General features: G+C 35.2%; 13 protein-coding genes. 9 read left to right on the forward strand and 4 right to left on the reverse strand.

What is annotated here, in order from left to right; genetic code table 11:
* Positions 1–7 precede the first annotated feature (7 nt).
* Complete coding sequence (locus ACM39_RS06810; RefSeq protein WP_034678341.1) at positions 8–184, forward strand: histone H1; 177 nt, start codon at positions 8–10, stop codon at positions 182–184.
* A 146-nt stretch (positions 185–330) separates the two neighbouring features.
* A complete protein-coding gene (locus tag ACM39_RS06815; RefSeq protein WP_048510275.1) occupies positions 331–1,902 on the forward strand; it encodes a M20/M25/M40 family metallo-hydrolase in 1,572 nt (523 codons plus the stop codon).
* A 41-nt stretch (positions 1,903–1,943) separates the two neighbouring features.
* Here ACM39_RS06815 and ACM39_RS06820 read toward each other — a convergent pair whose 3' ends face one another.
* Entirely contained in the window at positions 1,944–4,067 is a 2,124-nt protein-coding gene (locus tag ACM39_RS06820; protein ID WP_048510276.1) for a Tex family protein, read from the reverse strand.
* 237 nt (positions 4,068–4,304) lie between these two features.
* Between ACM39_RS06820 and ACM39_RS06825 the strand changes: the two genes are divergently transcribed.
* On the forward strand, positions 4,305–4,985 hold the full coding sequence (locus ACM39_RS06825; protein WP_048510277.1) for a YceI family protein: 681 nt from the start codon (positions 4,305–4,307) through the stop codon (positions 4,983–4,985).
* A gap of 65 nt (positions 4,986–5,050) precedes the next feature.
* Here the strand turns inward: ACM39_RS06825 and ACM39_RS06830 are convergent, their stop codons facing one another.
* Complete coding sequence (locus ACM39_RS06830; RefSeq protein WP_048510278.1) at positions 5,051–5,407, reverse strand: hypothetical protein; 357 nt, start codon at positions 5,405–5,407, stop codon at positions 5,051–5,053.
* A 56-nt stretch (positions 5,408–5,463) separates the two neighbouring features.
* Here ACM39_RS06830 and ACM39_RS06835 point away from each other — a divergent pair, with 56 nt between their 5' ends.
* The 6 genes from ACM39_RS06835 to ychF all read left to right on the forward strand — a co-directional run bounded on the left by ACM39_RS06835 (position 5,464) and on the right by ychF (position 12,312).
* A complete protein-coding gene (locus ACM39_RS06835) occupies positions 5,464–5,733 on the forward strand; it encodes a DUF1294 domain-containing protein (RefSeq protein WP_048510279.1) in 270 nt (89 codons plus the stop codon).
* Positions 5,734–5,812: 79 nt separating this feature from the next.
* Positions 5,813–6,361 (forward strand): type 1 glutamine amidotransferase domain-containing protein, encoded by a 549-nt coding sequence (locus ACM39_RS06840; protein ID WP_048510280.1) that lies wholly within the window; start codon positions 5,813–5,815, stop codon positions 6,359–6,361.
* 202 nt (positions 6,362–6,563) lie between these two features.
* Positions 6,564–8,369 (forward strand): translational GTPase TypA, encoded by a 1,806-nt coding sequence (typA, locus tag ACM39_RS06845; protein ID WP_048510281.1) that lies wholly within the window; start codon positions 6,564–6,566, stop codon positions 8,367–8,369.
* Between the two features lie 132 nt (positions 8,370–8,501).
* Complete coding sequence (locus ACM39_RS06850) at positions 8,502–10,112, forward strand: glycoside hydrolase family 10 protein (RefSeq protein WP_048510282.1); 1,611 nt, start codon at positions 8,502–8,504, stop codon at positions 10,110–10,112.
* Positions 10,113–10,480: 368 nt separating this feature from the next.
* Positions 10,481–11,032, forward strand: a complete 552-nt coding sequence (locus tag ACM39_RS06855; RefSeq protein ID WP_048510283.1) for a ferritin — start codon at positions 10,481–10,483, stop codon at positions 11,030–11,032.
* Between the two features lie 188 nt (positions 11,033–11,220).
* Complete coding sequence (ychF, locus tag ACM39_RS06860) at positions 11,221–12,312, forward strand: redox-regulated ATPase YchF (protein ID WP_048510284.1); 1,092 nt, start codon at positions 11,221–11,223, stop codon at positions 12,310–12,312.
* Between the two features lie 118 nt (positions 12,313–12,430).
* Here ychF and ACM39_RS19195 read toward each other — a convergent pair whose 3' ends face one another.
* Together ACM39_RS19195 and ACM39_RS06865 are read right to left on the reverse strand one after the other, a co-directional pair.
* Positions 12,431–12,589 (reverse strand): hypothetical protein, encoded by a 159-nt coding sequence (locus tag ACM39_RS19195; protein ID WP_165585104.1) that lies wholly within the window; start codon positions 12,587–12,589, stop codon positions 12,431–12,433.
* Between the two features lie 207 nt (positions 12,590–12,796).
* Positions 12,797–12,988, reverse strand: a complete 192-nt coding sequence (locus tag ACM39_RS06865) for a hypothetical protein (RefSeq protein ID WP_048510285.1) — start codon at positions 12,986–12,988, stop codon at positions 12,797–12,799.
* Positions 12,989–13,149 lie beyond the last annotated feature (161 nt).

The raw sequence follows: 13,149 nt of genomic DNA on the forward strand, positions 1-13,149 counted from the left end.
AAAAATAATGAAAGAACTAATTGAAAAAATCAACGCGGAATTTGAAGCTTTTACAACTGAAGCAAACCAACAAGTAGAAAAAGGAAACAAAGCAGCTGGAACAAGAGCTCGTAAAGCAGCTTTGGAACTAAGCAAATTGTTCAAAGATTTCAGAAAAGTTTCTGTTGAAGAATCAAAAAAATAATTGTTCCTAAACCGACTTTAAGAAGTCGGTTTTTTTATGTATTTAAATTAAAATTTAGCCTTAATTTCTTTTATTTAAAGCAATTTCCTCCTTTTATTTTAAGTTCTCCCTGAATCTTTTTATCTTTAAAGCAATCAATAAAAGTTATGAAGGTAAACAGATTTTTTCTAATGCCCGCTATGGTTCTCGCCACACAGTTTTCATGGGCTCAGGTAACGGTAGATCCAAAAGAAAAGCTTAATCCTATTGTTCAGAATTTTGTAAATGAAGTGAATACCAATTCTCAATTGGAAGGAATGGCATATGAGCTTCTGGATGAAATCGGTCCCCGTCTTGTGGGGACTCCTGAAATGCTGGCTTCAAATGAATGGACGGCAAAGAAACTCCGTTCGTGGGACATTGAAGCGAATCTTCAGCAATTCGGAACATGGAAGGGCTGGGAAAGAGGTATTACCCATGTTGATATGACGTATCCAAGAATAAAATCTTTATCCGCAACACAGTTAGCATGGAGCCCGGCGACCAAAAAAGCTGTTGAAGCAGAAGTAATCATCCTTCCTAAAGTTAATTCCAAAGCTGATTTTGATACATGGTTATCTTCTGTAAAAGGAAAGATTGTACTTATCGCACAATATCAAAAAATAGGTCGTTCTGATGAACAAATAAAAGAATTTGCGACTCCCGAACTGTATGAAAAACTAAAAAAAGAAAAAGAACAGGCTTCAAAAGATTTCCAAAACTATGTAAGGAATATAGGATTGGATAACAGCACGTTGCCGGAAGCGTTAGAAAAAGCAGGAGTTGCGGGAGTTGCCATTTCAAACTGGACGGGGATTATGGGTGCAAACAGAATTTTCGGAGCAAAAACGAATAAAATTCCTATGATTGATATTGATGTAGAAGATTATGGAATGTTGTACAGAATGGCTGAAAATGGAGCAAAACCTAAAATTAAAATTGAAATTCAGTCAAAAATTCTTCCGGATGCAAAAACCTTTAATACAATCGGGATGATTAAAGGAAAAGAAAAACCTGATGAATATGTGATTCTTTCTGCTCACTTAGATTCTTGGGACGGTGCTCAAGGTGCTACAGACAACGGAACAGGAGTTCTTACGATGCTTGAAACAATGAGAATTCTAAAAAAATATTATCCAAATAATAAAAGAACAATTGTTGTAGGACTTTGGGGTAGCGAAGAACAGGGGTTAAATGGTTCCAGAGGTTTTGTCGCTGATAATCCTGAAATTATTAAAGGGGTACAGGCAGTTTTTAACCAAGATAACGGCACGGGTAGAGTAGTGAATATCAGCGGACAGGGCTTTGTCAATTCCTATGATTATATCGGGAAATGGCTGACTGCAGTTCCTAAAAATATCAAAGACCAAATCAAAACAGATTTCCCGGGAATGCCGGGAGGTGGTGGTTCTGATCATGCATCATTTGTTGCAGCCGGAGTACCTGGGTTTTCTTTGAGTTCATTAAACTGGGGATATTTTGGCTATACATGGCATACAACAAAAGATACATATGATAAAATTGTTTTTGATGAAGTGAAAAGCAATGTAATTTTAACGGCGACATTAGCTTATATGGCTTCTGAAGATCCTGAATTTACCAATAGAGAAAAACGTGAAATGCCTATAAACGATAAAGGTGAAGTAGCAAAATGGCCGGAAATTAAACAGCCGAAAAGAGATTCTAAGGATTTTAAATAAATTAACCGAGGCTGTCCATTTTGGACAGCCTCGGTTAATTATTAAAGTATCATACTCAATTGCACTCTTTTTCTCGCCTCATCTACCTCGGTTACTCGTACCTGGACGTGCTGATGCAGCTTCACCACTTCATTTACATCTGAAACGAAACCGTCTTTCAACTGCGAAATATGAACTAAACCACTTTCTTTAATCCCCAAATCTACAAAACATCCAAAGGCCGTAATATTATTCACGATTCCCGGTAAAATCATTCCTGTTTTTAAATCTTTAATGCTTCTTACGTTAGGATCAAATTCAAATACTTTGGCCGCTTTTCTAGGATCAAGTCCCGGCTTTTCAAGCTCTTTTAAAATATCTTTTATCGTTAAAATTCCAATATCTTCCGTGATATATTTTTCAGGTTGAATTAGTGCAATTTTTTCTTTATTTGCAATCAATTCATTGGATTTTATCCCTAAATCCTTCGCCATTTTTTCAACAATTCCATACGCCTCAGGATGAACAGCCGAATTATCTAAAGGATTTTTTGAATTGGTAATTCTAATAAATGCCGCTGCCTGCTGAAAGGCTTTTTCTCCCAATCTCGGAACTTTTTTTAGTTGTTTCCTGTCTTCAAAAGCTCCATTTTCAGCGCGGTAATTCACAATGTTTTCTGCCATTTTCTCCCCGATTCCGGAAACATAACTTAAAAGGGACTTGCTGGCTGTATTTAAATTAATTCCGACAGAATTTACACATTTCATCACCGTAGAATCCAATTCGTTTTTCAATTGAGTCTGGTCTACATCGTGCTGATATTGTCCGACTCCGATAGATTTTGGATCAATTTTCACCAATTCCGCTAAAGGATCTGAAAGTCTTCTCCCGATAGAAACAGCACCACGAACGGTCACATCATAGCTCGGAAATTCGTCCCTAGCTATTTTACTCGCAGAGTATACTGATGCGCCGGCTTCTGAAACTACAAAAACCTGTAAAGGCTTATCAAATGCAATTTTTTTAATGAAAAATTCTGTTTCACGGCTTGCTGTTCCGTTTCCAATGGATATTGCTTCAATATTATAGGCATTGACCATAGAACGGATTTTTTTCATCGCCATGCCACTTTCATTTTGAGGAGCGTGAGGATAAATGGTTTCGTTGTGCAATAAATCACCTTTTTCATCCAGGCAGACAATTTTACAGCCGCTTCTATATCCGGGATCAATTGCCAAAATTCTTTTCTCGCCCAAAGGAGGAGCAAGTAATAGCTGGCTCAGGTTTTCAGCGAAAATTTCGATGGCTTTTTTATCTGCTTTTTCTTTTGCTTCCTGTAAAGTTTCGTTGGAAATAGCAGGTTCGAGTAATCTTTTATAGCTATCTTTTATAGCTAAAGAAATTTGGTCTGCACTTTTATTGTCTGATTTAATAATTGCATTTTCAATAAACTCAATCGCTTCTTCTTTATCAATATCAATATTTACTTTTACAAAGCCTTCAGCTTCAGCCCTAAGCATTGCCAAAAGTCTGTGAGAAGGAGTTCTGTTTAGACTTTCTTGCCATTCAAAATATTGAGAAAATTTTTGGGCATCTTCTTCGTCTTTTTTAGCTTTTACAACTTTTGAAGTTACAACTGCTTTCCGTTGAAACAACCGGCGGAGGTTTTTGCGAACGTACATATTTTCATTAATCCATTCTGCCATGATGTCTCTTGCTCCTTGTAAAGCCTCTTCGTCGGAAGAAACCTTATCATTAATATATTTTGAAGCTAAAGACTGAATATCCTGAGATTTTTGACTCATAATGATTTTAGCGAGAGGCTCTAATCCTTTTTCTTTTGCCGAATCAGCTTTGGTTTTCTTACGTTTTTTGAAAGGTAAATATAAATCTTCAAGCTCTTGGATATCAAAACTTCCTTCAATTCTTTGTTTAAATTCAGCAGTTAAAGCGTTTTGTTCTTCAACCGATTTTAGGATAGTTTCTTTTCTTTTTAAAATATCTTCAAACTGTTTGCTGATTTTTGAAATTTGCTCAATTTGTATTTCATCCAGATTTCCTGTTTTATCTTTTCGATAGCGGGAAATAAAAGGAATGGTGCAGTCTTCAGCTAATAATTGAAGGGTGGCATTGATGCTTTTCTCAGAAATATTTATGGTATTTTGAATAAATTCAATATTTGTCATTTTGTAAAATTAAAATGCTAAAATAGGGATTTTTGATCTCGATTAGAATAACAGATTTAGTATATTTGAATCAATAAAGGAATAAAAAAACAATAATTTTCATTTCTTGATGTATGATAAGGAGATGAAAAGTTGGTTTATTTACTTTTGACCTATCAAAAATGAGGAGTTAGGATATTTATTATAAATTTAGCCTCCTTAATAATTAAAATAACAATTTTTTACAATTAAATAAATATGAAAAAACTTAGTGTAATCGCATTAGTAGGATTCGGATTGCTTGCAGCATCGTGTAATAAAGAAAAATCTGCAGATACGGCTGCTACGGCTACTGAACAGGCTGTTGCAGAAGGAAAAGGTGAAGTTTTGGCTGTGGATGCCGCGACTTCTGTGGTAAATTGGAAGGCTTTCCACAAAGGAGGTTTTGCGCCACGTTGGGGAACCATCAATGTAAAATCGGGAGATTTGAATGTTGAAAACGGACAACTTTCTGCGGGTAATTTTGTTATCGATATGGCTTCTATTAAAGTAGATCCGGCCTCAGTAACTGAAAAGGATAAAAAACCTGCGGATTTGGAAGCTCACTTAAAAAATCCTGATTTCTTTGATGTAGCTAAAAACCCTACTTCTGAGTTTAAAATTACAAGTGTTGCAGATTTAAAGGATGCACCGAAAGAAGGAGCAATTGAAGGAGCAAACAAAACAGTAAGCGGAAACCTTACACTATCTGGAAAAACGGTGAATGTAACTTTTCCTGCGAAAGTGGAAGTTGTGGATAATTCAGCTTCTATTCAGGCAAAATTTACAGTAAACAGAGCTGATTGGGGTATTAAATTTGGTACTTCTGAGGCAGATCCTGCAGAATGGGGGATCAGCAAAGACATCGAAATTGCTGTAGACGTAAAAGCTAAAAAATAATTAATTGCTAGATACAAAACTTTAAAGCTGCTTTTCTAGGGCAGCTTTTTTTATTTAAATTAAAATTAATTCAAAATCCTTGAATTTTTAATTCTTACACAATATTCACTTCCGAGATACAAGGGATTTCCATGTTTTTCAGACCAAAATCCATCCAAAATATCTTTGCTGAGACAACGATAGACAGCAACGCCTTTGTAAACTTTATTATCATCGCCTTCATATTTGAAATTAATAACTAAGATCTGATCCCTATAAAATCCGGTACCATTTTGTATGTGATCACCAATCATCCATTGAGCGATAATACGGTTGTTTTCGTCGATAGATAAAGTTAATATCCCGTGATAAGAAATATGATCTGTTGCTTCCTGATTGCTGCCCTGAACAGAATAGTTTCCGGCTAAATCCTGTATTGTCATTGATTTTTATTTATTGGACTTGCAAAGTTATAGAATCTTGTTTTAGATTTGTTCCTATGTTTTATTTATTAACAGCAGCTAATCTTTTCAGTTTTATTGTTTTTGGTTTGGATAAAAGAAAAGCAATCAGACATCAAAGACGAATTTCTGAAAACAATTTGTTATTGGTTTCCCTATTTGGCGGAACTATTGGGGCGATTTGTGGGATGCTTCTTTTTAGACATAAAATTTCTAAATTTTCTTTTTTATGGAAGTTTGGAGTGGTTGTTTTAGTACAGGTCGGGATGGTTTATTTATTGAAAGATTTTAATAATCAAATCATTTAACAAATTTTATAACCACAAATAGTAGTCCCGGCATTATTTTTTCACTTAGAATCAAACAACACTTAAATTCATTAATATTATGTCAAAGAACATCGCCATTCTGGCAACAAACGGTTTCGAAGAAAGTGAATTAGCATCACCAAAAGAATATTTAGAGCAACAGGGGTGGACTGCACATATCATCAGTCCTGAATCTGGAAGTATCAGAGCCTGGGCCGAAAAAGACTGGGGAAAATCATATAATGTAGATAAAATATTAGGCGAAGTTTCGGCTTCCGATTATGATGCATTGGTTTTACCGGGTGGAGTTATCAATCCTGATCAATTGAGAACAAATGAAAAAGCATTAAGCTTTGTCAAAGATTTCTTCCAACAACATAAACCTGTTGCAGCCATTTGTCATGGTCCTCAGATTTTAATTAATGCTGAAGTTGTAGAAGGACGAAAATTAACATCGGTAAATTCCATCAGTAAAGATTTAAAAAATGCCGGTGCAAATTGGGAAGACAGTGAAGTTGTAGTGGATAAGGGTTTAGTTACCAGCAGAACTCCGAAGGACTTACCGGCATTTAATGCCAAAATGGTCGAAGAAATTAAAGAAGGTAAGCACAAAGAGCAAACTTTATAATTTATAGTTTTATAAAATAATCTGGGTTTAAGTTGGAAAACTTAAACCTTTTTCCATTTAGTATTTCCAAGGATTAACCGCTTTTATTTACAGTTTACGAAACATTGCTAATAACTTTCTCATTATGATATTGTTAAATATTGCATAATCTTTTTAATTAATTCATTTAAAATCACTATTTTTGCACCCGTAAAAATCATTCATGCAAAACATTAGAAATATTGCGATTATCGCACACGTTGACCACGGGAAGACGACTTTGGTTGACAAGATTATTCATGCTACAAACATTTTCAGAGAAAATCAGGAAAGTGGAGAATTGATAATGGATAACAACGATCTTGAAAGAGAAAGAGGGATTACCATTTTATCTAAGAATATTTCTGTTACTTATAAAGACACTAAAATTAACGTAATCGATACTCCTGGTCACGCCGATTTCGGTGGGGAAGTAGAAAGAGTATTGAAAATGGCAGACGGTGTAATCTTGTTGGTTGATGCTTTTGAAGGGCCTATGCCACAGACAAGATTCGTATTGCAAAAAGCTTTGGAATTAGGATTGAGACCTTTGGTTGTTATCAATAAAGTTGATAAACCAAACTGTCGTCCTGATGAGGTTCACGATCAGGTATTTGATTTGTTCTTTAATCTTGAAGCAACTGAAGAACAGTTGGATTTCCCAACGTTCTATGGTTCTTCAAAACAAGGTTGGTTCAATACTTCATTAGAACAAACTGAAGATATTTTACCATTACTAGACGGAATTTTACAATATGTTCCTGCACCGAAAGTTGCAGAAGGAAGTTTACAGATGCAGATTGTATCTTTAGATTTTTCTTCGTTCTTAGGGAGAATTGCTATCGGAAAAGTAATAAGAGGAGAAATCAAAGAATCCCAATGGATTGGGCTGGCACAAGCAGATGGTAAAGTTTTAAAAGGAAAAGTAAAAGAACTTTACGTTTTTGAAGGATTAGGGAAGAAAAAAGTTACAGAAGTAAAAGCAGGAGATATCTGTGCTGTAGTAGGTTTTGATGCCTTCCAGATTGGTGATTCATTCGTGGACCTTGAAAATCCTGAGCCGTTGGAAAGAACTGCAATTGATGAGCCTACATTGAATATGACATTCTCTATCAATAATTCACCTTTCTTCGGTAAAGATGGTAAATATGTTACTTCTAATCATTTGAAAGAAAGATTAACAAAAGAATTAGAGAAAAACTTGGCATTAAGAGTTCAGCAGACTGATGATGCAAACACTTTCCTGGTTTTCGGTAGAGGTATTCTTCACTTATCAGTTTTGATTGAAACAATGAGAAGAGAAGGTTACGAAATGACTATCGGTCAGCCACAGGTTATCTTGAGAGAAATTGACGGAGAAAAATGTGAGCCTTATGAATCTTTGGTTGTAGACGTTCCTGAAGAATATGCTTCAAGAGTTATTGATTTGGCAACTCAGAGAAAAGGTGACCTTCACATTATGGAAACTAAAGGAGAGATGCAACACATGGAATTCGAAATTCCTTCAAGAGGTTTGATCGGATTGCGTTCTCAGATGTTGACAGCTACTGCAGGTGAAGCTATTATGGCACACCGTTTTACAGAATATAAGCCTTTTAAAGGTTCTATTCCTGGAAGAAACAATGGAGTATTAATCAGCAAAACTCAGGGTCCGGCTACGGAATATTCTATTGCTAAATTACAAGATAGAGGTAGGTTCTTCGTTGATCCGGGTGAGGAAATCTACGCAGGTATGATCATCGGTGAACAAAACAAACCTGGTGACTTGGTGGTAAATATTGTAGAAGCAAAACAGTTGAACAACATGAGAGCTTCCGGTAAAGATAAAGATACAGGTGTAGCACCTAAAATTTTATTCTCTCTTGAGGAATGTATGGAATACATTCAAAGTGATGAAGCGATTGAAGTTACACCAAACTTCATCCGTATGAGAAAGAAAATCCTTTCTGAAGAAGAAAGAAAAAGAATGGAAAGATCAGCGAAAGCATAATAAAATTCTTATATATTAAATCAAAGCCTCGATTTTTCGGGGCTTTTTTATAAAGTATTTGGTAGAAAATGTCTATTTTTTCATACTGATATTTAGATAACGAAAAAAATAATTAAAGTAGTTTTACAGACTATGAAAGTGAATAAATTAAAACTTATTGTTTTATCGGGAATTTTTGCGTCATTCACAGGTTGTTCTGTTCAGAATAATTCTGTGAAAACAGCATCTCCCACAAAAAGTACAACAAAACCAAATAACAATATCTCGAAACCCAAAGAGCCTGCTGTAACCACAAAACCGGTAACAACACCCCCGGCAGAAGAAGTTTTCAGAACTAATCTTCCTGAAATCAAAAGAGAGTTCCGCGGAGCGTGGGTTGCAAGTGTTGCAAACATCAATTGGCCATCAAGAAATAATTTGACCGTTGAGCAGCAAAAGGCAGAAGCTGTTAATATGTTGGATATGTTGAAAAACAATAATTTCAATGCGGTAATTTTCCAGATTCGTCCTTCTGCAGATGCTTTATATACAAGTAATATTGAACCGTGGTCATACTTTTTGACAGGTGAAACAGGTAAAGCGCCGTATCCAAATTACGATCCTTTGCAATTTTGGATTGATGAGGCTCACAAAAGAGGTCTGGAGCTTCATGTTTGGTTAAACCCCTATCGTGCTCATCATACGAATGGAGGCTATCCCAATAGTTTATCAATGGCCAATAAACTTTCAGATATTGTCGTTAGGCTAAAAAACGGGATGTATTGGTTTGATCCCGCAAATCCGAAAACACAAGGTCATGTTTCCAATGTTGTGAAAGATATTGTGAAAAGATATGATATAGATGCTGTACATTTTGATGACTATTTTTATCCGTATGCTGCTTATAATAAAGGAGCAGATTTTCCGGATAATGCAACCTGGAATGCTTATACAAACAGTGGCGGAACTTTAACAAGAGCAGATTGGAGAAGAGACAATGTCAATAAATTTGTCGAAAGAATTTATAAAGAAATTCATGCTGAAAAGAGCTATGTAAGATTCGGAATCAGCCCGTTCGGAATTTGGAAACCAGGATATCCGGCAGGAATTGTTGGTTCTTCCCAGTATGATGAATTATATGCTGATGCTAAATTATGGTTAAATAAAGGTTGGGTAGATTATTTTTCCCCTCAATTATATTGGCCGGTAGATTCTAAAGGGCAAGGTTTTGAAGCATTATTAAATTGGTGGAAATCAGAAAACTCAATGAACCGCCATTTGTGGCCGGGACTGAATACAGTTGAAATTAAAGTTTCGGATCGCCCGGCAGAAATTAAGAATCAGATTGAAATTTCCAGACAGATATTAGGAAAAGATGCGGGTGAAATTCATTGGAGTATTGCCGGTTTAACCAAAAATGCAAGTATGCTTCCAACTCTAAAAAATGGGCCTTACAGCGAAAAAGCATTGGTTCCGAAAACCCCTTGGATAAAAGCTGTTCCATTACAGACACCCACATTGTTTACAAATGATAACGGAAGCTTTGTGCAGGCAAGTTGGAGTAATAAAAATATAAAAGATGTTTTCCAATGGGTACTTTTTACACAATATAATGGAGTTTGGCAAACTGAAATATTAACATTAGACACGCTTTCAAGAGATATTCCTAAATTTAAAGACGGAAAAACGCTGAACGGAGTAGCTATCAAAGCTATCGACAGGCTTGGAAATGAAAGCGATTATATAGCAAAAAAGGTGAAGTAAGAATGTTTTAATTCGAGTAATCGGTGCCAATATTCTCCTGTTAGGGGAAAATTCAAAGTTTTTTTTTACAGTACATTTTTTAATCCCGATAGTAACGGTTGCCCGAAGCAGGCATGGGAAGCTAAGGCATGGGGGAGTATGAGTGAATAATGATAAATAGCTTCTAAAAAAATACATTTTTACATTGAAAATGATAAAACCAGCTCAGAATGAGCTGGTTTTTATTTTAGAATAACTATAAATTATTAATTTAAAATGATGTAATTCAGTGAATTATAAAGTTGTATTGTGTTATGTAGTTTAAATTAAAAACTTTCTCGGAATCATTTTTGCATCATTATTTTATAATCACAAAAAAAATATACATTATGAATACTAAAAGACTTTCCGATACGATGGAAAAAGCATTAAGCGATCAAATGAATAAAGAAATTCTTGCATCACACGTTTTTCTATCTTACGGAATTTGGGCAGATGACAAAGGATATCAGGGAATTGCCAACTTTCTTTACAGGCATGCACAGGAAGAAAGAAATCACTCTATTAAATTCATGGAATATGTATTAAACAGAGGAGGAAAGCCTAAAGTTGATGCAATTCCGGCTCCGCCACAGGATCCAGATTCTTTATCTGCGTGTTTTGATGGTGTTTTTAAACATGAAGTTGATAACACAACTTCTATTTACAGGCTTGTAGATTTATCTTTAGAAGAAAAAGACTGGGCAACCTGGAATTTTATGCAGTGGTTCGTTCAGGAACAGATAGAGGAAGAAACATTAGCTCAAAACCTGATTGACAAATTAAAAATTGCAGGTGGCGACAGAGCTACAGATGAATCTTTGTTTACTTTAGATAAAACTTTGCAGGACGCTCCAAATGATGTTCCGCTAGCTCAGGAAGCCACAGGTGCGAATCCATAAAACCTAATGGGTGAAACTATAATTATTTCAAAAATCTGTCAAAATGCTGACAGATTTTTTTATTATGAAACTCTCTTTAAATTCACTATCTTTGCACGCTGAAAGTTCAAGGTTCGAAATTCAAAAATTTTAAGTTGAGTTTGCATTAAACTTTGGGCACTAAATATTAAAACTTTGAATTTTACAATATGAAATGTGGAATCGTAGGCTTACCAAACGTAGGTAAATCAACTCTTTTTAACTGTCTGAGCAATGCAAAAGCTCAATCAGCAAACTATCCTTTCTGTACAATCGAGCCAAATTTGGGAACAGTTTCTGTACCTGATCAGAGATTGTTTGAATTGGAAAAAATAGTAAAGCCGGAGAGAGTATTACCGGCTGTTGTTGAGATTGTAGATATTGCAGGTCTTGTGAAAGGAGCAAGCAAGGGAGAAGGTTTAGGAAATCAATTCTTGGCAAATATCCGTGAGTGTGAGGCAATTATCCATGTTTTAAGATGTTTTGATAACGGAAATATCGTTCACGTTGAGGGTTCGGTAGATCCAATGAGAGATAAAGAAATCATTGATATAGAACTTCAGTTAAAAGATTTGGAAACCGTAGGGAAAGCTGTTGAAAAAGCGAAAAAATTCATCAAATCCGGAAAGAAAGATGATATTTTAGCATACGAAACGCTTCAAAATCTTCAGAAATTTTTAGAAGATGGGAAAAACGCAAGAGAATTTCCTATGGATGATTTTGCAAAATCAATTATTTCGGATGTTCAGCTTTTAACCAATAAACCGGTCCTTTACGTTTGTAATGTAGATGAAAATTCTATCAAAAACGGAAACGAATGGATTGGTAAAATCGAGGAAATGGCTCAGAATGAAGGCGCAGAAGTTGTAGTTTTAGCCGCTCAGATCGAAGCAGACATCAATGAACTTGAAACTTTCGAAGAAAGACAAATTTTCCTTGAAGAACTGGGGCTTGAGGAGCCTGGAGTTAACCGTTTGATTAGAAAAGCCTATGATTTATTGAAGCTTCAAACCTATTTTACAGCGGGTGTCAAAGAGGTGAGAGCTTGGACTATCGGACAGGGCTGGACTGCTCCTCAAGCTGCAGGAGTTATTCACACTGACTTCGAAAAAGGATTTATCCGTGCTGAAGTCATTAAATATAATGATTACATGACTTACGGTTCTGAGGTAAAAATCAAGGAAGCAGGAAAACTTTCTGTAGAAGGAAAAGAATACATTGTGCAGGATGGTGACATTATGCATTTTAGGTTCAACGTTTAAGAATATTAAAGTTAGTTATATATAAAAAACGCTTCCAATGTATTTTGGGAGCGTTTTTTGCATAAAAAAGCCACTCAATTGAATGGCTTTCCTGAAAAATATGTAAGATTAATGAGTTTTATGGTAATTCGGGTCTGCATTGTAACTGTGCGCAACCTATTGAAATGATTCGGCATCCTCCTGTTTGAGGATCGATACAATCTTTAAGACCGCCTTTAATAGCTCTTAACTCTCTCTTATTTAGCTTTTTCCCATTTGGAAGATCTTCTTTGTTCATGATCTGATTTTTAATTATTAGGGTAAAATAGGGTATCTGCATATATATTCACCACAGCGTGGTCCATAAGCTATGCATTGTTGAGTATCTGCATCCCAACACATTTGAAGACCTCCTTTAATGATTTTCAATTCTCTTTTGTTTAGTTTTTTCCCTTTTTGTACGTTTTGATTTTTCATAGTAATGATTTCTTAGGTGTTATTAAATTTAAGGTCGGCAAATTTTTTGAGCACATGATGCAGAAATCAAAGTACATGCTCTTGGATCATCGGGTCCATAAATTTCACAAGGAGGGTCCGTACAGATAATTGCCTCCATGCAGTTAATCAGCCCTCCTGCAATAGTTCTCAGTTGCTTTTTGTCTAATTTTTTTCCTTTGCTTAAAAATAGATTTTTCATAATATTGATTTTTAATGATTTAGATTAAGCTAAAGTTAAGGAAAATTTATATAGTATATCACTAAATAAAGAAAAATTTTTAATAGTTAGAAAATTAAGTTATTCACTAATCATATTTCTGCAAGTTTGTATATTTGAATTTTACAAATCCTAGATTAAAT

This window comes from Chryseobacterium sp. FH2 (assembly GCF_001045455.1).
GTDB lineage: Bacteria > Bacteroidota > Bacteroidia > Flavobacteriales > Weeksellaceae > Chryseobacterium.